Raw genomic sequence first — 18,317 nt, forward strand, 5'->3', positions numbered from 1 at the left:
GGGCTGGGGCTGGGGCTGGGGCTGGGAACAAAGCCGGAACCGGGGCCGGGATTGGGGCCGGGATTGGGGCCGGGACCGACGAAGACGCCTACGCATGGGCCGTGCAGAACGCCCAGTTCATCGCGCAGACCACCAAGTTCCTCACCATGGACGTCAACGACCCGGCCTCGGTCACCGCCGCCCAGCGCTTCCGCGACGAGGTGATGGCCCGGAACATCACCTGGTGGCAACGGCGCACCGGCCACAAGATCCTGCTTTCGGCGCAGAACGACCACGTCGGCTACGCCGCCGGCGACCCCGAGCTGTACCCGAAGACACAGGGCTCGTTCCTGCGCGACATGCTCGGCGAGAATTACCTCCCCATCGGCTTCACCTTCTACCAAGGCTCCTTCCTGTCGAAGGACGCCGCCCTCACCGGCGACTGGAAGGAATTCACCGTAGGCGCCCCGAAGCCCACCACGAACGAGTACGTCCTCGACAAGGTCCGCCACCGGGACTTCTACCTCGACGTACGCCACGCCCCGCCGGCCGCCCGCACCTGGCTGAATTCCACCCGTCCCACGCGCAACATCGGCACCGAGTACCCCCACCCGGACGCTCGCGTCGCGATCGGCCGCTCCTTCGACGTCCTCATCCACCTCCACGAGGTCAGCGCGGCCAAGAAGACGAAGCCGAAGCCGTAACGCCCGACGCCGACCCCGGTGCCAGTCCCAGTCCCGGCTCCCGCTCCGGTTCCGGTTCCGGTTCCGCCCCAGCCTCAAGCAGCCAAGCCGGTCACCTCAGCCACTCTGTGCCCGGCCCGCGGCCCCGGAGGCGACGCGGACGGCTGGGCAGGCCGCAGCCGGTGCCCAGGCGGCCGCGCGTGACACGGCCGCCCCGGGCATACGGCTGCGGATCTGGACGAGGTAGCTCGTACCGAGCCTGTGGTCCGTACGTCCCTGCGACCCGTACGTCCCTGTGACCCGTACGTCCCTGTGACCCGTACGCCCCTGTCCGAGGCTAGCGACCTCGGCAGCCGCGACATCGGCCACCGCATGCACGAGGGCCCAGCCGCCCAGCCCCAACAAGAACCACCTCAGCCGCGGCTTCCTCCTCCGTCACCGCCCGCACCACCGCCTCACTGCCTCACCGCCTCACAACTCGTCCAGATCCACCGCCTCGGCCATCGCGCGGTACCCCGCGTCGCTCGGGTGGAGGTGGTCGCCGGAATCGTAGGCCGGGGCGATGCGGTCGTGGTCGGACGGGTCGGACAGGGCTCGGTCCAGATCGACTACGGCGTCGTACTCGCCGGAGGTGCGTATCCAGGTGTTGAGCGCGTCGCGCTTGGCCTCGCCGCGCTCGGAGTAGTAGTCGGCGCCCTTGAACGGCGTGACCGTCGCGCCGATCACCTTCACCCCGGCCGCGTGCGCCTGACGGATCAACGACTTGTGGCCCTGGATGAGTTGGGCGACCGACACGTCAGGGGCCGGCCCGTCGGGCCAGTTCGGCGACTCGCTGGCGCCGATGTCGTTGATCCCCTCCAGCACGATGACCGAGCCCACGTTCGGCTCGCCGAGTACGTCGTGCCGGAAGCGGGCCACGCCCTTCTCCCCGGCCCACGACGAGTCCGCGGTCACCCGGTTGCCGCCGATGCCCTGGTTGAGCACGCCGCGCGGGCGTCCGGTGGCCGCGAAGCGCTCGGCGAGCGCGTCCGGGTAGCGGCGGTTCGTGTCGGTGGTGGCGCCGTACCCGTCGGTGATGGAGTCGCCGAAGGCCACCACCGCCTTCCGGCGCGCGTCGTCCTTGCCGCCGGAGACCTCGACACCCGACAGGTAGTACCAGGACTCGGACTTCTCCGTGAACGCCGCCGCGCCGGTGTCCGACCGGTGGTCGCCCTTCGCGCGGTAGGTCGTGGCCAAGGCCGCCTGGTGGAAGGTGGCCGGACCGGTCGGACCGGCCAGGTACAGCGTTACGGTCACCGACTCCAGCGCCCGGACCTTCATCGGCAGCCCGTCGCTGCGTACCTCGCCACCCGCCGGTATGGTCACCGACCGGTGCCGCCCGAAGGACAGGTGCCGTACAGAACCGTCCTGCACCGACGCCCCCTTGCCCGCACGGGCGATGGTCGCGCCGGTCACCTTCAGCGGCGTACGGCCGTAGCGGTTGGACAGCTCGATACGGGCCTTGGTGCCGCCCGTGCTGACCCGCACCACCTGCCGGACCGTGTGATCGGTGAAGCCCGCCACCGACCAGTTCGGCATCAGCGCGTGCGGTGCCTGCGGCGAAGTCGCCCAGGCGCCGCGCCACCGCTGGCCGCTGCCGCGATCACCGGACGAGGTGCTGCTCTCCCCCGTGCCCACGGCCCCCGCACTCGCCATCGGAGCCGACGCGGCCACGGCGGCCGCGTCCCGCTCCGTACCGAGCACCGGCAGCGCCACCAGCGCCGCGGCGGCGAACAGCGCGACGCCCGAGCGTCTGGCCTTGGTACCTGACATGGTCATCCCCACCCTCTGACTGGTCGGATGCGTTGATCCGAGTTGGTTGACCCGGGTTCGTTGCCCCGGGCTCGTCGACCCAGGTTCGTTGACCCGAGCCCGTTGATCCGGGGGCTTGCCCCGGCTGGTTGGTTGGTTCGGTTGGATTCGTCGGTCCGGCTCATTGATCTGGCACGTCGGTCCGGCTCGTCGGCCCGGCTCATTGTTCTGGCTCGTTGACCCGGCCCGCCGACCCGATTCGTCACGCGTGGGCTGTGCCCGCGGTCGGCGACACCCCCGGCGGCTGTACCGACCGCGGCGGCGCGGACGAACGTACGAGCGTGACACCATCGAGGATGTGATCGACCTCGGCTACTCCCTTTCCCGCCGTTTTCCGGACCCGCCGCAAACGGACTACCGCACCGCGGACGTACGGGCCCTGCGCCACGACCTCTTCTGCGGCGACGTCTACCTGGCCGACACCAAGGCGGACCGTGAGGTCTCGACCGCCTGGGGCTGGGTGCCGGTGCTGGACTTCGCCTGGGCTCTGTGCGACATCGTGGAACGGATCGACCGCGATCCGCTCGGCAACCGCGCCGCGCAGCCGCAGTACGCCGAGCTGGATTTCACCGAATCGGCGGACCGGATGTACTTCGAGCGCCGCTTCGGCTGGGTGGACGTCGACGCCGACTGGATGCCGGGCGACGAGGCCCCGCTCACCTTCCAGCACTCCGAGCTGCGCCGCGAGGCCCGCGACTTCCTGCACGACCTGATCGCCGACCTCACCGACCTGCACGACGGGCTCGCCGACAACCCGGCCGTATGGGACCTCCAGGCCCGCTTCCCCCGTGTCTGAGCGGTCGCACAGCCGCACCGCCCCCGCGGATGCGGGCCCGGGCCCGCATCCGGGCCGCCGCCCGCACCCCCTGGTCCTCCCCTGCCGCCCTCATTCCACCCGCACCCCCATCTCCGCCGCGAACGCCGGCGCCAAGTCCATCAGCTGGGCCGGGCTGATCACCGCGCCCGACAGCCGGTCGACGCCCCGCGCGATGTCCAGGCGGGCGACCCCGCGCAGGTCGACGTCTCTCATCCGTACACCACTGAAATCCACCCGGGTCAGCGTGCAGTCGTCGAAGCTCACCCGCTCCAGCTCCGCTCCGCCGAAGTCCGCCTCGACCAGCACGCAGCCCTCGAACGCGACGTCCTTCAGCTTCGCCTTGCGCAGATTGGGGAAGTCGATCTTCCCGCCGCGCACCACGACCCGCTCCAGCACCGCCCCGTGCATCTGAACGCCGCCGAGCCGGGCGTCCAGGACCTCGACATCGCGTAGCGACGCCTGCGACAGGTCCGTCCCCACACCGCGCACCCCGTCCAGCACGCTGTCTATGAAGCGCGCCCGGCTCAGGACCGTCTCGTCCAGCGCGCACCGCCGCACCGCACAGTCCATGAACCGGGCGCCGCGCCCCGCCTGCCCCGTCAGGTCGGTGCCCGCGAACTCCAGCCCGTCGTAATCCCCCTCGGTCTCCAACTCCGCGTCCGTGTACGGGCTCAGCTCCGGCAGCCGCACCGACGGCCGCCGCACCTCCCGCACGGCCCGGCCCGTAGACGCCGCTCGCCCCTCCGGTCCGACGGCCGCACGCCCCTCCCCCACCGATCGGCCCTCCCCAACCACCGGTCCTGTCCGCCCCGTCCGCCCCGGCCGCCGCGCCCCGTCGTCACGCTCCCACACGCCTGCCCACCGCCTCCCGCATCTCCCTGCCACTTCCGCCCGCGCACCGCCGACTGACCCCATCGTGAACCACCCCACTGACAATCGCCCGAACCCAGCCCCTGACCAGCGCAGATGCCTCCGCCCCCGCACGCGTGTCACAACCGCCGCCACCCCACTCGTCCCATCCGCGAGGACCACTCAACCGCTCGGGCCCCGGCGATTCCCACACCAGCCCTGGCACACCAGCCCTGGCACACCAACCCAAGGAGGACCCACCATGCGACGACCTGCCATCACCATCGTCGGAGGCGGTTTCGCGGGCCTGACCGCGGCCATCTCCTGCGCCGAGGGCGGCGCCGCGGTCACCCTCTACGAGGCGCACCGTTCGCTCGGCGGCCGGGCCCGCACCGCCGACGGCCCGTACCGTACGAACGAAGGCCCGCACGCGCTCTACAACGGCGGCCCGCACTGGACCTGGCTCAAACAGCGCGGCCTCCTCAAGCCCCTCGCTCCGCTGCCGCCCCTCCAGGCCGCCCGATTCCGCTTCCACCGCGACGGGGTGCTGCGCCGCGTCCCTCCGGCCGGCCTGCTCAAGCTGCGCGGCCACAAGAACGCGCCGGTGGACCGCGACTTCTTCAGCTGGGCCGTCTCCCAGGAAGGCGAGGCGGCAGCCCGCGCTGCCGCCCACTACGTCGGCGTCGCGACGTTCCATCACGACCCCGGCGCGCTCTCCGCCGCCTTCGTCCAGGAGCGGCTGCGCCGTACCACCTCGTTCCCGCCCGAAGCCCACTACATCCGGGGTGGCTGGGGCGAACTGATCACTCGTATGGCCGACCACGCACGTCAGTTGGGCGTACGCATCGAAACCGGAGCCCGCGTCGACGCACTGCCCGAGGGCGGCCCGGTAATCGTCGCGACGCACCTCGAATCCGCCCGCGCCCTCCTCAAGGACGAGCGTCTGACCTGGGACAGCGCCCGCACAGTGCTGCTCGACATCGCTCTGCGTTCCCGGCGCGGTGACCTGTTCGCGATCTCCAGCCTCGACTTCCCCGGCTGGGTCGAACGTTTCACCGCTCAGGACCGCTCCCTCGCCCCGCACGGCGAGGAACTCCTCCAGTGCCAGGTCGGCATCGGCCCGGACGAGAACCGCGCCGACGGCATCGCCCGCGCCGAGCGCCTGCTGGACGCCGGTTTCCCGCAGTGGCGCGAGCGCCTGACCTGGCGATGCGATGCGCTCGCCCTCGGGCGTACGGGTGCGGTGGACCTGCCCGGCACCACCTGGCGCGACCGGCCCGCCGTCGAGCGCGGGGACGGTGTTTACCTGGTCGGCGATCAGGTGGCGGCACCCGGCGTACTCAGTGAGGTCTCGTTCAGCAGCGCTCTGGAGGCGAGCACGCTGGCGCTCCGTTCCACCAGGGCCGACCGCGCGGAGCCGTACGTACCCACCGGCACCAGTACCGACACCGGACGCTGACAACCAGTGGGCCCTGACAACCAGTGGGCGCTGACAACCAGTGAGCCCTGACAGCAACCGACCTTGACCTCAATCAAAGTTGAGGCTCCAGAGTGAGGGCCATCGGTCCCGGACGGCCACGCCTTTCCAGGCCCCGTCCCAGAACCGCCATCCACCAGTACGCCCGCCCTACTGCACCTCTGGAGAACCACCATGCACGCGATCCGCCTGCACGCCTTCGGCCCCGCCGAGAACCTCGTCTACGAGCGAACCGAGACCCCGCTGCCCGGCCCCGGCCAGGTCCGGATCTCCGTGGCGGCGGCCGGCGTCCACCTGCTCGACACCGCGCTGCGCGAGGGCATCGCGGGCGGCCCGGCCCCGCTCCCCGACCTGCCGACCATCCCCGGCCGGGAGGTCGCGGGCACGGTCGACGCCCTCGGCGAGGGCACGGACCCCGCGTGGCTGGGCCGCCGTGTCGTCGCCCACCTGGGCATGAACCCGGGCGGCTACGCCGAGCAGGCCGTCGTCGACGCCGAAAAGCTCCACGACATCCCCGGCAATCTGGACGAGGCCCAGGCCGTCGCCATGATCGGCACCGGCCGCACCACCATGGGCATCCTCCGCTTCGCCGACCTCACCGCCGCCGACGTCGCCCTCGTCCCGGCCGCGGCCGGCGGCATCGGCTCACTTCTCGTCCAGTACGCGAAGAACACCGGCGCCACCGTCATCGGCCTCGCGGGCGGCCCGGCCAAGGTCGAACGCGTACGGAAGCTGGGCGCCGACCTCGCGGTGGACTACACCAACGCCGGCTGGCCCTCAGTAGTGCGCGCGTTCCTGAAACTGCGCGCAATTCCGGGCGCCACCATCGTCTTCGACTCCGTGGGCGGCGAGCCGGGCCGCGCCGCCGTGGACCTGCTCGTCCGGGGCGGTCGACACCTTGTCTTCGGCTGGTCCTCGGGCGGCCCGCTGGAGTTCGCGGAGGGCGAGCTGACCGAGCGCGGCATCACCTCCGAGTCCGTATTCGGCCCCGTAATGCTGGCCAAAGCAGGCGGCGACAATCCGATGCGCACTCTGGAGACCGAGTCCCTCGCCGAGGCGGCGGCGGGCCGCCTCATACCGGAGGTACAGCGCTTCCCGCTCGCGGAGGCGGCAGCAGCACACCGGGCTCTGGTGAGCCGGGGGACGATGGGGAAAGTTGTGCTGATGCCGTGACTCCGTGACGTCGTGACTCCGTGACGTCCTGATTCCGTGATGTCGTCATTCCGTAGGGCCACAGCGCCCGCCCGGCGTACGGCCCTACGCCCCTCCCCTCCCCCTTCCCCTCAGCTCACCACCCCCATCCCCACCCGCTCACTGCCGTTCAGCCACCGCCCACCTGCATCCGTGCACGTCACGATGTCCCCGATCCGTACGCCGAACCGCCCCGGAAGGTAGATCCCCGGCTCGATCGAGAAGCACATCCCGGGAACCAGGGGCAGTTGCTCACCCTCCACCAGATACGGCGGTTCGTGCGTGAGGGAACCGATTCCCCGGCCCGTACGGTGGGTGAAGTACTCCCCGTAACCCGCCGCCTTGATGACCCTCCGGGCCGCCCGGTCGATCTCCTGGCAGGCCGCACCCGGCCGTACCGCCTCGAAGGCCGCCTGCTGCGCCTCCCGGACAACCTCGTACACCTTGCGCTCCTCGGAGGACGGCGGCGAACCCACCCGTACGGTGCGGCCGGTGTTCGAACCGTAGCCATCCTTCAGGCCGGCGAAGTCGAGCACCACAATGTCCCCGTCCCCAATGACCCGATCGCCCGCCTCGTGCTGCGGGTCGGCCCCGTTGGGGCCGGACCCCACCACCGTGAAGACGACCGTCTCGTGCCCGTTCGCGCTGAGCAGCCGCCCGAGGTCGGCGGCCACTTCCCGTTCGCGCCGCCCAGCGAAGCGCAGCCCGAGGGCTGCCTCGTACGTGGCGTCCGAGGCCGCGGCCGCAGCCGCCAGCCGCGCCACCTCGTGGGCATCCTTTACGGCGCGCAGCATTGGCAGCGCCTCCGTCACTGCGAGGTAGGAGGTCCCCGGCGCGACGCGCTGCAAGGCCAGCAGGTCGCGTGCCCATGTCATGTCCGAGATCGCGTAACGTCCCTCTGGGACCAGCCAGTTCGCCAGCAGGGCATACGGGTCCGCCGCGCCTGCCGCGCCTGCCGCACCCGCAGCGCCTGCCGCACCCGTCGCACCCGCAGCCCAAGCGGTCAGCTCCAGCGCGTCCGCTCCGGGAGCCTGCTCCGCGACGGCCTTCTCATCCGCCGGAACCAGCAGTTGCGGCCGCCGCTCCGCGGGCTCCGAGGCGATGACCAGCGCGGTCATCAGCCCTCTGAAGCGCGCGGGGGTGTAGCCGCACAACCACACCATCAAGGGCCCGGGCGTCACGATCAGCCCCGCCAGCCCGGCATCCGCCGCGGCCCGGGCCGCCCGCGTCATGCGCCGCTCGTGATGCACCCGCCCCGTCGCAGTCACCATGCCGGTGAACCTACGCCGTTACGCGTACGGCGCACCCGAGGAAACACGCCACCGACAAGCACCCCCACCCGGGCTCGACCACCCCCGACCGAACCGGGCACAAACTGTCGGGCCCGCCCACATGCGATCTTCCTAACGTGATGAACGCAAAGGAAGGAGATCCGGAGTGCTGGAGCGGCTGAACGAGGCCCTGGAACACATCGAGTCCCATCTCGACCAGAGGATCGAGGTGGGCGAGCTGGCGCGGATCGCGATGACGTCGGAGTACCACTTCCGCCGGATGTTCTCCGCGCTGGCGGGTGTCTCGCTGTCGGAGTACATCCGGCGTCGGCGGCTCACCGTCGCGGGGGCCGAGGTGCTCGCCGGGGAGCGGACGCTGCTGGAGATCGCGGTGCGGTACGGCTACGGATCGGGCGAAGCGTTCGCCCGCGCGTTCCGGGCCGTACACGGTGTGGGACCGGGTGAGGCCCGGCGCACCGGCGCCGCCCTGCACTCCCAGCCCCGGATGTCCTTCCGTCTCATCATCGAGGGGAGCAGCAGCATGCGGTACCGGGTCGTGGAGAAGGAACAGTTCCATGTGATCGGCAAGAAGGCCCGGGTTCCGCTCGTCCACCAGGGCGTGAACCCGGCGATCGCGGACTTCATCCGCAGCATCGGCCAGGAGACCCTGGACCGGATCACGGCACTGTCCGACCAGCAGCCGGAAGGCATCGTCGCCGTCTGCGACGACCTCGCCCCGAGCCGGGCCGAGGGCACCGAACTCGACTACTACCACGCCGTGGTGAGCCAGGCGCCCGCCCCGGACGACCTGGACGCTCTGCTCGTCCCGGCCGGCACCTGGGCGGTCTTCGAGAATTCCGGCCCGTTCCCGGAGGCGTTGCAGTTCCTTTGGCGCGACGTGTTCACCCAGTGGTTCCCGTCCAACCCGTACCAGAGCCGGCCGGGACCGGAAATTCTGCGTACCCGGTTGTCGAAGGACTCGTCGCAGGCGGATGCGGAGCTTTGGATTCCGGTGGAGAGGGTGCGGGAAGCCGGCTGATGCAGGGCCGGAAGCAGCGGGCGAGGCCGGGTTTAGCCGGCCTCGCCCTGCCCGGCCGACCGCCGACGCTTATAACAGTCATAGTTACGCTGAGCAACGATCCGGCCGTCGCGAAACTCCATAAAAACCGCGATACGAGCACGCAGCACGTGCCCGACAGGCAGATCCCCCAACGCAACCGCCAGCGTCCCGGCCCAGTCCACCTCAAGAGCTACCTGCTCACCCACCGCGACAGCGTTGAGCACCTCGAAGCTCTGACACCGCAACACGCCGCGCCCCCGCTCAGCCGCCTCAAGGATGGCAGGCAGATCCCGCACCGCCCCATCCGGAAAGAGGGCGTTGGGGTACTCACGCTGCACAACATCCTCATGAAAGAACCCGGCCAGTTCCTCACCGACAGCACCACGGGCAACCGCCTGGTGATAACGAACCGCCGCCTCTACGAGGGGGTGCCGCTGCAGACCCGTCATGTGCACAGCCTAGAGCGCGGCGCCAGATCCGGAACCGCGTTCCCGCACCTCCTCACAACCTGGGCCCCACACCCTCCGAACAGCGAGAACGCCCCTCCGGAAGATCTTCCGGAGGGGCGTTCTCAGTGCGTTTTACCTGGTCACAGCTAGAGCCCCCTGTCGGGTTCGAACCGACGACCTACGCTTTACAAGAGCCTTCCGGTCGGGAATCGAGCCGGATAAGCAGCAGTTCGGAGCGATCCCCAACCTGCCTTCCTGCGACGGCAGAACGTCGCCTCAAGGGGAGTTTCGCCAGCTCGGAGGCCCCTCAGCAAGTACCCCCGCCGCCCGCGATACCGCAAGCCCTTCCTTCGTTTTCCTCATCTTCCCCTGCCTGTCCCCGGCCTTCTGTCCACGTTCTGTCCACGGACAGTCCCCGACCGCCCCTTCTTGCGCAAACCGGCCTGGCCCCGGAGCGCGGACACGAGTTCCCGCAGGTCAGTGCCGCCCTGGCATCTGCTAGTCCAACGCTTCGCATTCGCGCTCGCCAGGCATAACCGCGCCCTCACGCTGACTTCACCTGGCAGGGGGCGGATCCACCGTCGACACCGTCCTTGCCGTCCCCGCTGCCCCCAGGCTGTTCTGGTTCTACGGCCGAGACGACGAGGGTCAGCTTCGGAGTAGCACTGTCCTCGGTCGCGTTTGCTCGCGGTACGAGGGCGACCGGCGCGTTCGCCGCTGCCTGGTCGAACTGCGGCATGAGCGAGGTGTAGGTGTCGGCGGTGAGCGAGTAGTTGCTGTGGCCGAGGAGAGCTTGGATGGCCTTCATGGACAGGCCGGCCGCGAGGCTCAGCGACGCGGCGCAATGGCGAAGGTCATGAAGGCGGATCGGAGGGAGGCCGAGCCTTTTGACCAGGCGGTCGAAGGCTTGCGATACGTTGTCCGGGTTGTGGGGGCTTCCGTCCTCGGTGGTGAACACGCGGCCTGAGTTGACGTAGGGGCCGTACTTCTCGGGTTCGGCCAGGTGTTTTGCTTCCCAGGCTTCGCGCTCGGCTTTCTGTGCCTGGCGCACAGCTCGGAGCAGTGCGCGGGTCACGTCGTCCAGGGTGACGGTGCGGCGTCCACTGCGGCTCTTGGGGGTGTCTTCCCAGACCTCGCTGTATGTGCGGCCCTTGACCAGTTGCTCGACGACCTTGATCGTTCCGGCTTCAAGGTCCGTTTCCGTCCACGGGAGGCCGACGGTTTCGCCGCGTCGTGTCGCTCTGAAGACCGCGAGGTGCCACATGGGGTACATGCGGTGGTCGGTTGCGCCGTCGAGGAACTACCCGGTCTGTTGCGGCGTCCAGACCATGACGGGTCCAGGGATTTCTCCTGTTTCGCGCCAGCGGGCGACACGTTCGTCCGTCCAGACGAGAGCTTCAGGGCGTTCGTACTTAGGGAGGGTGACGCCCTTGGTGAAGTTCTCTGTGATCAGCTTTTCGGCGACGGCGGCGTCGAGTGCGGCAGAGAGGGTGTCTTTGAACTTCTTCTGTGTGCCCGGGCCTGTCTCTCTGCGCGGCTTCTGACGTGCTTTACGAAGCGCCGCTTTGGCCTTGTCCCACCGCTGGCGCAGGTGCGGTGGACGAGGCTTGGCCGCAGACTTCCATGCTCGATGGGCGTCGTCGCACTCGGCCTTGGCCTGCTGCGCTGCGAGCCGGTTGGCCGCCTTGGTTTCGTTGAGGGCCCAGATCCCTTCGAACATCTCCTGGATGTGGCGCTTACGCAGTTGGCGCAGGGGGAGGTGGCCGAGGGCGGGGATGAATATTCGCTCGACGTAGTCCTCGTAGTCCTTGCGGGTGCTGCGCTTGAGGTCGACGCGCTGGCGCAGCCAGCGGCGCAGGTACTGCGCGACCGTTTCCTTGGAGTCGATGTCGACGCCGCCCTGGGCCTCATCCCAGAGCTTCTGTGCTGCCGCCTTCGCGTCGGCCTGGGTTCGAAAGCCGCTCTTGCGGGGCCGGCGCCGTTCGCCGCGTGGGCCATCGGGGAGGTTGAGGTAATAGGCCCAAGAGCCATGGTCTCGCTTCTTCAGGTCCGGGCAGGCCGAGCCGATCTCCCGACGCTTGGGTTTGCCGTCGGGCCTGAGCACCGGCCGGTCGGCGTCGTCGAGCACCGGCTCCGTGCACGAGCATCGCTTGTAGGTGGTTCCGTCGAACACGCAGGCTCCTGTTTGAGCTGGGGTTTCCTTGCGTGTCCTGATCATTCTGTAGCGGAACTCGCGCTTCCTTGGCTCTCGTATGCTTCCGGTCAGGTGGCGCGGGGATGAAGGATTTGACCACCTATGACCACATCTGTGATCGGTTCTGCTGCACCCGCCTCCGAGCGCGGGGACATGTCCGTGGAGGAGGTGCTGGCGCTTCCGCTTGCTATCAGCGTGGCGACGGCTGCGCGCGCTTTCAAGATCGGGCCGGACAAGGCGTATCGGCTGATCGAGGAGGGTCGGTTCCCGGCGAAGCTGATTCCGCTGGGCGATACGACGAAGGTGGCGACGGCGTCCGCCTGGGAGGCGCTTGGGCTTCATTAGTCGATCTTTTGCTGCGGCCTATTTGCCGAAGGGTCGCCCGCTTTTACCCTCCGAGGAGGCTCTACACGGGCGTTCGCCTGAGGTGATCCATAGCCCTAGGCAACCAAAAATTTCCTTGTGAGCGAGGTCACGTTTCGATGTTACATTCGAATCATGTGTCTGACCTGCATAAATGTCCGCCTTCTCTAAGGGAGTGGAGAGACCTCATATGTCGCCCAAGTACATTGGCCTATTACGGAGCTAAGAGGCCGCTATGGGCAGGGCGGTCGCACTCCCGATGGATGGAGATTCATGGCACGGCTATCGGGCTACGTGCGTCCTGGAGAGCTGCACCAGCAGGAGGCCCAGGGCTTGCGTGAGGGCGCTTCACGGCTGTTCTTGGACGAGCCCGTAGGCACGGTCGTGCGCCAGCTCACCGACAAGGGCTACACCAACGCGCGCGGGAACCCTTGGACCGCGGAGGCTTTCGTGCGGGCCATCCTCAACCCGCTCATGGCGGGCCTCGACAAGAACGGCGACCCTATCGAGGACTTCGGGGAAACGGTTCTCACGCCGGATGAGCACCGAAGGTTGAAGGCGCTGTTCGCTAAGCGTCGCGGCGAGCAGACTGCCCCTCGCGAAGCGCACGACTACCTGCTCACCAGCGGACTGTCAGAGTGCGGCCGGTGCACCTTCCACATGCATGGAGCGCGGGTGGACGGTGGCGCGGACCCCGGCTACCGGTGCCCTCCCCCCAAGGAAGGCCGTCCTTCGTGTGGTGGCGTCCGCATGAACGCCAACCGCCTGGAGGGCGCCGTAGCCGAGCAGGTTCTCGCTGATGTCCTGCGACCTGGCACTCATGAGCGGCTGCTTCAAGTCCAGGAGGACGTCAGGGCCGAGGTGCAGCGTCTGCGCGAGCACGTCAGTGGAGCCGAGGAGCGGTTCAAGGAGCTGGGGGGCCTGTACGGGCGCGGCCTGCTGGTGCGCTCGGCGTTCCTGGCCGCACAGAAGGCCACCAAGGAGGACCTGCGGGAAGCACGGGCCCGGCTTCGGTTCCTGGAGCAGATTGCGGACGTGCCGATCTCCGGCGTCACCGATTTCGTCGCGTGGTGGGAAACCGCGCCTCGGGCTTCTCAGCGAGCCCTCATCGCCTTGGAGGTTTCCAAGGTTCGCGTTATGCCGTCTGGGGGCGGGCGGCACACCGATCCGCACGAGCGGATCGTTATCGACTGGCGGGCACCCGCCAACTGATCTCCGTTTCGTGCTCCCCGCCGGCCGGGGCGCACCGTCATGTCCGCACATCGTTTCGTTCAGCAAGTTGGAGCCTGCCTTGGCGTCCCCTTCCCTCGTTCCGCTGTCGCCCACCACGTGGGCGTGGATGCACAACAGCACCGCCTGGGGATACAGCAACTGCGGGCTTGTCGCCTCCGGTGAACAAGCTCTACTGGTGGACACCCAGTTCACGTTGACCGGCACGCGCCTGCTGCTGGATGCGGTCGAGGCGGCAGTGCCCGCAGCGGAAATCACCACTGTGGTGAACTCGCACCAGAACGGGGACCACACATGGGGCAACCAGCTCCTTCCGGATGCCGAGATCATCACGTCGGCTGCGTCGGCCGAGCACGTGTGCAAAGAGATCAGCCCGGAGCAGATGACGCTGCTCGGCCGGTCGGCTCCGACGTCTGCCGTCACTGCGTACGCCGCTGAGCACATCGGTGTGTTCGACTTCAGCGGGAACACTGTGACCGGCGCGACGCGTACGTTCACCAGCACGCTGGAACTGAACGTCGGAGGGGCGGCGGTGGAACTTATCGACCTCGGCCCCGCGCACAGCGAGGGTGATGTGGCTGTGCACGTCCCCGGAGATCACGTGGTCTTCGCCGGCGATGTGCTGTTCATCGGAGCCCACATAATTGTGTGGTCCGATTCCCTCAGCGCGTGCATCGCGGCCTGCGACCGGCTACTGAGTACGGGTGCCACGACGTTCGTACCGGGTCACGGTGAGATTACCGGCCGGGCAGGCGTGGTCGCCTTCCGAGACCGCCTCGCCCGTGTCCACGAAGATGCCACTTTCCATGCTTCGCGTGGCGTCGAGTTGACCGACGCGGCCCGCCTGATCAAGGAGGCCTACGCGGGCGATCTCGCGCACCCTGAGCGGCTTTTCACTGCTGTTGCCGCTGCGTATAAGGAAGCGGGCGTAGAAGGCGGCCCTTCCACGACTATGGGGCTCGTCGAGGGAATGGCTCAGCTCGCGAGGGAGTAGTCCGGCGGCACGATGAACATCATGCGCTGGCTACGGTCGCTGAGCGGTGCGAAGCAGCGGAAGATGACCTCGAATTCCTCTTCACCGCGGTTCGGCAGGTACATCCAACGCCGGTGGCCGTCTGGGTGCGTGACACTCGTGAGGTCATCGGTAAGAAGTCGCGCTGCGACCTTGTCGCGTTTTTTGATGTCGGCGACGACTTCGGCGAGCCTGCGGTTCTCCGGCCGGGACTCGTGCACGAGACGCAGTTGGGACGCCATGGGCTTGGCCCAGGACTCTTCCCAGTCGATCAGCTGAAGCCGGGCTTCGGGGTAGGTCAGGCACCAGGTCATGATGTTGATGCCGTACTTGTTCCACGGCCAATTGCGGACGCACAGGTCGTTGTACAGGAGCATGTCCCACGAGGCGTCGGATATGTACGCGGGCCATGGCTGCCCCTGAATCACCGCGGCCGTCGAGGGGTCGATAACTGCAGTTGGGCGGTAGAGGGGCGGCGGCTCTTGCCCCTTCCCGTACACGAACAGGGTGTACCACTTGGCCTCGTTGAGGTCGAGAGCGCGCACGATGCGCTCCAACCATTCCGTTTTCGGGTTGTTGATGCCGCCGGCCTCCAGGCGCCGGTACCAGCTCTCCGTCACACCAGTGAGCACCGCCATTTCGGCCTGTGTGAGGCCTGGTTTGCTTCGCGGCCCGAACCTGGCGGTGAAGCCGGGGACCAGGTTGGGGTCCATCTTGGCGCGCCACTCCCGGAGAAAATCGCCTACGCGGTGCCTATTGGACATCAGGGCTTTACCCCTCCTTGACGGTAAAAGTAACGGAAAGACGCCGAAGACCTTAACGCCCCTTTGACGCCCCTTAGCAAGTGCCTCCATGATCATCTTTTCGCCATCGAGCCACCCGAAGCTGGACATTGACCGCTTTCCACCCCCTTCAACACTTTGTCAACCACCGCTACACTTCGTACCGGTTACGCTGTGTAGTCAGGAGCGATCAAAAGCGAGCGTTCCTTTTGTGCGAGGGTTGCTGCACCGCAGGGGCCACCCGGTCACGGATACCGGCCTCTCGGGCGCTCTGCCACGGCAAACGGCAGAGCTGAGCACCAGAGCACCAACTGAGAGGTACCCATGAGTCGCAGCGTCTTCATCACCGGTGGTAACCGAGGCATCGGGCTGGCGATCGCAGAGGCCATGGTCGCCAACGGTGACAGAGTCGCCGTCACCTACCGCTCAGGCGAGCCACCCGCCGGCGTGCTGGGCGTGAAATGCGACATCACCGATCCTGAGCAGGTCGAGGCCGCGTTCCAGCAGATCGAGGAAACGCACGGGCCCGTCGAGGTCCTGGTGGCGAACGCGGGGATCACTCGGGACACCCTGCTGATGCGCATGTCCGAAGAGGACTTCGGCGACGTGATCGGCACGAACCTCACGGCGGCGTACCGGCTGGCCAAGCGGGCCACCCGCGGCATGCTGCGGGCCCGCAAGGGCCGCATGATCTTCGTCGGCTCGACCGTCGGCCTGCGCGGCGAGGCGGGACAGGCTAACTATGCGGCAGCCAAGGCAGGGCTGGTTGGCTTCTCGCGCTCCATCGCCCGCGAGCTTGGCTCTCGGGGCATCACGGCCAACGTCGTCACCCCTGGACTGACCGAGACCGACATGACCGCCTCGCTCTCCCAGGACCTCAAGGACAGCATGGTCAAGCAGATCCCCGCGGGCCGGGCCGCCAAGCCGAAGGAGATCGCGGCGGCAGTGCGTTTCCTGGCCAGCGATGAGGCGTCGTACATCACCGGTGCCGTCATTCCTGTCGACGGCGGCGCCGGCATGGGGCACTGACCGGGGGCTCGGCCACACCGGCGGAGAAGCATCTTGCGGCTGCCCGGCACCGCGCTCGGGCCGGGCGGCCGCCACGGGGGCAGGGCGCGTCAATAGGAGGGGCAGGCGGTACACAGCCTGACTTGGCGAGGAGTGACGTGATTGATATACAGCGCATTCTGGCGCTGTCGAAGCAGCCTCGGGTTGGGCGACCGGGCACTGAGGAGCGGGACCTTGCGGCGACCGGCCGCGTGCTGAGCTACCTGCACAGCGAGTCGGACCGGCTGGCGATGCCGATCCGCTGGAGCGCGGCTCGATGTGTCACAGCGAGCTCGTGCCAATCGTCCAGTGAAGGAGACGACACGGGGGCGGCAGCAGTGTGCGCCCGGTGTCCGATCGCCCGCGACTGTTCTACCGCCCTGCTGGCAGGTGCGCCTGTTGAGGTCCGGCGGTGGCGTGAGCGCGTGGACGGGGGTCAGGCGCTCACGCCCTGAAGGGGAGCAGGAGGGGAGCCCGTGGGGCGCCGGGAAACCGGCGCCCCACGGGCATTTTGCTCTTCCTGCTCGGCCCGCGCTGCGGGGCAGTGACGTACGCCAGGTCACACCTGGCTGGGTCACCGCGAGTGGACATCCCCACGAACCATAGTAGAACTTAGTTAATGGTTGAGGGGAGAACTCACCACCTACCTCTTGGAGCAACCAGTGCAGCGCGTCCTGAACATGAGCCAGGTCCACCGCAACCCCCGCCAGCCCCGCGAGCACTTCGACGAGGCGGCCCTTCAGGAACTCGCCTCCTCCATCGACGAATACGGCCTCATGCAGGCCATCGAGGTCCGGCCCGACAACGAGCGCGGCGGATACGAGATCGTCGCCGGCGAGCGCCGGTGGCGCGCCCATCAGCTGCTCAAGCGCACCAAGATCCGGGCCACCATCACCAGCGAGAAGAGCGAACTCCGCCGCTTCAAGCGGTCGGTCAGCGAGAACGTGAACCGCGAGGACATGACGCCCCTGGAGGAGGCACGAGCCTTCCAGCGCATCCTGGACGAGGAGGAAGGCGCGACCCCGGAGTCCGTAGCCGCCGACTTCAGCAAGACCACGGCGTACGTCAAGCTCCGCCTGGCCCTGCTGAACCTGCGCGAGGATGTCGCCAAGCTCGTGGAGGCCAAGACCATCGGCACTCAGGCGGCAGTGCAGATCGCGGCACTCAGTCACGCCACCCAGGCGTCCCTGCTCGCCAAGTTCAGCCGTGGCGAACTCGCCTCGGACAACGAGATCGTGCACTTCGCCTACGCCATGCGCCAGCAGCAGGAGCAGGCCGTACTGATGATCACAGAGGAGCTGACGGAGGAGCAGCGCACGGAGCGCGCGGCAGCGCAGAAGAAGACCCGCACGACGCTCGACAAGATCGAGCATGTACGCGCGATGCTGGACGAGATCGGAGCCAGCGACCCGCTGAAGCTCGCGCAGGCCCTGGAGGGAGGCGTCGGGGCGCGCCTGGAGCAGCTGGATCGCGTAGCGGAGTCTCTGACGAAGGCGCGCTTCCAGCTCAAGCAGGCCAAGGCACGCTCCGAGGCCAAAGAGCTGGTCCAGGTCAACCCGGAAGCCGTGGCGGATACGGAGCCGGAGCTGGTGGCGGCCTGACGCCAGAGGGCGGGGCCGCGAGCCCCGCCCCTCACCTCAGCAACCTTCCCCAGCCAGAAGGAGCCCCCTATGTCCGCTCGCACCGAGCGACCACAGTGGCAGACGATGACCAAGTCCGACTTCGATGCCCGCCTTCCCAGCACATGGACACTCGACATACCCACCGGGCCGGTGCGTATCGCAGCCATCCCAGATGCGTCCGGCACCCCCGCTCTGTTCGGAGAGGCGGCGCCCCCTGTACAGGCCAGCCGCAGCCGCCCCTGTAGGCAGAGAGACGTTCAGGGGCAGGAGCCTCTTTTCTGAGTGGGGTGTCCTCTTCCGTGCCGCCCGCCGCGATTGCCCTGTTCACCACGTCCGCTTCCGGCCGGCGGAAGAGCGCACCGGACACGCCCCCAAACACAAAGGAACCCTATGCTCGCCACGTTCACCACGGTCGACTGCTACAGCACCCTCGGAATCAG

Annotated in this window: 17 protein-coding genes; 10 read left to right on the forward strand and 7 right to left on the reverse strand. The window is 68.3% G+C overall.

Annotated elements, in window-relative coordinates:
• Nucleotides 1-62: 62 nt before the first annotated feature.
• Entirely contained in the window at nt 63-683 is a 621-nt protein-coding gene (locus IH45_RS0101845) for an erythromycin esterase family protein (protein ID WP_267885117.1), read from the forward strand.
• A gap of 450 nt (nt 684-1,133) precedes the next feature.
• Here the strand turns inward: IH45_RS0101845 and IH45_RS0101850 are convergent, their stop codons facing one another.
• Nucleotides 1,134-2,480: an SGNH/GDSL hydrolase family protein gene (locus IH45_RS0101850; protein WP_030660169.1), complete on the reverse strand. Its 1,347-nt coding sequence runs from the start codon at nt 2,478-2,480 to the stop codon at nt 1,134-1,136.
• A gap of 331 nt (nt 2,481-2,811) precedes the next feature.
• Between IH45_RS0101850 and IH45_RS0101855 the strand changes: the two genes are divergently transcribed.
• On the forward strand, nt 2,812-3,309 hold the full coding sequence (locus tag IH45_RS0101855; RefSeq protein ID WP_030660172.1) for a hypothetical protein: 498 nt from the start codon (nt 2,812-2,814) through the stop codon (nt 3,307-3,309).
• Between the two features lie 90 nt (nt 3,310-3,399).
• Here IH45_RS0101855 and IH45_RS0101860 read toward each other — a convergent pair whose 3' ends face one another.
• The gene (locus IH45_RS0101860; RefSeq protein WP_030660175.1) at nt 3,400-4,044 is read right to left on the reverse strand and encodes a pentapeptide repeat-containing protein; all 645 of its coding nucleotides are present in this window, start codon (nt 4,042-4,044) and stop codon (nt 3,400-3,402) included.
• A gap of 397 nt (nt 4,045-4,441) precedes the next feature.
• Between IH45_RS0101860 and IH45_RS0101865 the strand changes: the two genes are divergently transcribed.
• Together IH45_RS0101865 and IH45_RS0101870 are read left to right on the forward strand one after the other, a co-directional pair.
• Nucleotides 4,442-5,638, forward strand: a complete 1,197-nt coding sequence (locus tag IH45_RS0101865) for an FAD-dependent oxidoreductase (protein WP_050514449.1) — start codon at nt 4,442-4,444, stop codon at nt 5,636-5,638.
• A 192-nt stretch (nt 5,639-5,830) separates the two neighbouring features.
• Nucleotides 5,831-6,829 carry a zinc-binding dehydrogenase gene (locus tag IH45_RS0101870; protein WP_030660179.1) on the forward strand — a complete coding sequence of 333 codons (999 nt, stop codon included), beginning with the start codon at nt 5,831-5,833 and terminating at the stop codon, nt 6,827-6,829.
• A gap of 110 nt (nt 6,830-6,939) precedes the next feature.
• Here IH45_RS0101870 and IH45_RS0101875 read toward each other — a convergent pair whose 3' ends face one another.
• Nucleotides 6,940-8,118, reverse strand: coding sequence for a M24 family metallopeptidase (locus IH45_RS0101875; protein ID WP_050514450.1), 1,179 nt, complete (start codon nt 8,116-8,118; stop codon nt 6,940-6,942).
• Nucleotides 8,119-8,284: 166 nt separating this feature from the next.
• Here IH45_RS0101875 and IH45_RS0101880 point away from each other — a divergent pair, with 166 nt between their 5' ends.
• The gene (locus IH45_RS0101880; protein ID WP_030660183.1) at nt 8,285-9,157 is read left to right on the forward strand and encodes an AraC family transcriptional regulator; all 873 of its coding nucleotides are present in this window, start codon (nt 8,285-8,287) and stop codon (nt 9,155-9,157) included.
• A gap of 32 nt (nt 9,158-9,189) precedes the next feature.
• Here IH45_RS0101880 and IH45_RS0101885 read toward each other — a convergent pair whose 3' ends face one another.
• The 3 genes from IH45_RS0101885 to IH45_RS1000000144930 all read right to left on the reverse strand — a co-directional run bounded on the left by IH45_RS0101885 (nt 9,190) and on the right by IH45_RS1000000144930 (nt 11,800).
• Nucleotides 9,190-9,627: a nuclear transport factor 2 family protein gene (locus tag IH45_RS0101885; RefSeq protein WP_030660185.1), complete on the reverse strand. Its 438-nt coding sequence runs from the start codon at nt 9,625-9,627 to the stop codon at nt 9,190-9,192.
• A gap of 544 nt (nt 9,628-10,171) precedes the next feature.
• Nucleotides 10,172-10,891, reverse strand: a complete 720-nt coding sequence (locus tag IH45_RS01000000142975; RefSeq protein ID WP_158812843.1) for a site-specific integrase — start codon at nt 10,889-10,891, stop codon at nt 10,172-10,174.
• Nucleotides 10,892-10,927: 36 nt separating this feature from the next.
• On the reverse strand, nt 10,928-11,800 hold the full coding sequence (locus IH45_RS1000000144930; RefSeq protein ID WP_050514452.1) for a tyrosine-type recombinase/integrase: 873 nt from the start codon (nt 11,798-11,800) through the stop codon (nt 10,928-10,930).
• A gap of 123 nt (nt 11,801-11,923) precedes the next feature.
• Between IH45_RS1000000144930 and IH45_RS0101895 the strand changes: the two genes are divergently transcribed.
• From IH45_RS0101895 to IH45_RS1000000148475, 3 genes are all read left to right on the forward strand, one after another.
• On the forward strand, nt 11,924-12,166 hold the full coding sequence (locus IH45_RS0101895; protein ID WP_234440396.1) for a DNA-binding protein: 243 nt from the start codon (nt 11,924-11,926) through the stop codon (nt 12,164-12,166).
• Between the two features lie 291 nt (nt 12,167-12,457).
• On the forward strand, nt 12,458-13,396 hold the full coding sequence (locus tag IH45_RS1000000148470; protein WP_030660190.1) for a recombinase zinc ribbon domain-containing protein: 939 nt from the start codon (nt 12,458-12,460) through the stop codon (nt 13,394-13,396).
• Nucleotides 13,397-13,523: 127 nt separating this feature from the next.
• The gene (locus tag IH45_RS1000000148475) at nt 13,524-14,408 is read left to right on the forward strand and encodes an MBL fold metallo-hydrolase (protein WP_032916639.1); all 885 of its coding nucleotides are present in this window, start codon (nt 13,524-13,526) and stop codon (nt 14,406-14,408) included.
• Here IH45_RS1000000148475 and IH45_RS0101910 read toward each other — a convergent pair.
• Nucleotides 14,390-15,319 (reverse strand): MmyB family transcriptional regulator, encoded by a 930-nt coding sequence (locus tag IH45_RS0101910; protein WP_030660195.1) that lies wholly within the window; start codon nt 15,317-15,319, stop codon nt 14,390-14,392. The two genes, IH45_RS1000000148475 and IH45_RS0101910, sit on opposite strands and share 19 nt — an antisense overlap.
• Nucleotides 15,320-15,532: 213 nt before the next feature.
• Here IH45_RS0101910 and IH45_RS0101915 point away from each other — a divergent pair, with 213 nt between their 5' ends.
• Together IH45_RS0101915 and IH45_RS1000000144935 are read left to right on the forward strand one after the other, a co-directional pair.
• Entirely contained in the window at nt 15,533-16,237 is a 705-nt protein-coding gene (locus IH45_RS0101915) for a beta-ketoacyl-ACP reductase (protein WP_030660198.1), read from the forward strand.
• Between the two features lie 668 nt (nt 16,238-16,905).
• Complete coding sequence (locus IH45_RS1000000144935) at nt 16,906-17,856, forward strand: ParB/RepB/Spo0J family partition protein (RefSeq protein WP_158812847.1); 951 nt, start codon at nt 16,906-16,908, stop codon at nt 17,854-17,856.
• Nucleotides 17,857-18,317 lie beyond the last annotated feature (461 nt).

It is taken from the genome of Streptomyces rimosus subsp. rimosus (assembly GCF_000720725.1).
Taxonomy (GTDB): domain Bacteria; phylum Actinomycetota; class Actinomycetes; order Streptomycetales; family Streptomycetaceae; genus Streptomyces; species Streptomyces rimosus_A.

Bases quoted from the DNA above. Each gene is read 5' to 3' on its own strand.
- IH45_RS0101850 (WP_030660169.1), bottom strand. From the start codon at position 2,480: ATGACCATGTCAGGTACCAAGGCCAGACGCTCGGGCGTCGCGCTGTTC.
- IH45_RS0101865 (WP_050514449.1), top strand. From the start codon at position 4,442: ATGCGACGACCTGCCATCACCATCGTCGGAGGCGGTTTCGCGGGCCTG.
- IH45_RS0101870 (WP_030660179.1), top strand. From the start codon at position 5,831: ATGCACGCGATCCGCCTGCACGCCTTCGGCCCCGCCGAGAACCTCGTC.
- IH45_RS0101875 (WP_050514450.1), bottom strand. From the start codon at position 8,118: ATGGTGACTGCGACGGGGCGGGTGCATCACGAGCGGCGCATGACGCGG.
- IH45_RS0101885 (WP_030660185.1), bottom strand. From the start codon at position 9,627: ATGACGGGTCTGCAGCGGCACCCCCTCGTAGAGGCGGCGGTTCGTTAT.
- IH45_RS01000000142975 (WP_158812843.1), bottom strand. From the start codon at position 10,891: ATGTGGCACCTCGCGGTCTTCAGAGCGACACGACGCGGCGAAACCGTC.
- IH45_RS0101895 (WP_234440396.1), top strand. From the start codon at position 11,924: ATGACCACATCTGTGATCGGTTCTGCTGCACCCGCCTCCGAGCGCGGG.
- IH45_RS1000000148470 (WP_030660190.1), top strand. From the start codon at position 12,458: ATGGCACGGCTATCGGGCTACGTGCGTCCTGGAGAGCTGCACCAGCAG.
- IH45_RS1000000148475 (WP_032916639.1), top strand. From the start codon at position 13,524: ATGCACAACAGCACCGCCTGGGGATACAGCAACTGCGGGCTTGTCGCC.
- IH45_RS0101910 (WP_030660195.1), bottom strand. From the start codon at position 15,319: ATGTCCAGCTTCGGGTGGCTCGATGGCGAAAAGATGATCATGGAGGCA.
- IH45_RS0101915 (WP_030660198.1), top strand. From the start codon at position 15,533: ATGAGTCGCAGCGTCTTCATCACCGGTGGTAACCGAGGCATCGGGCTG.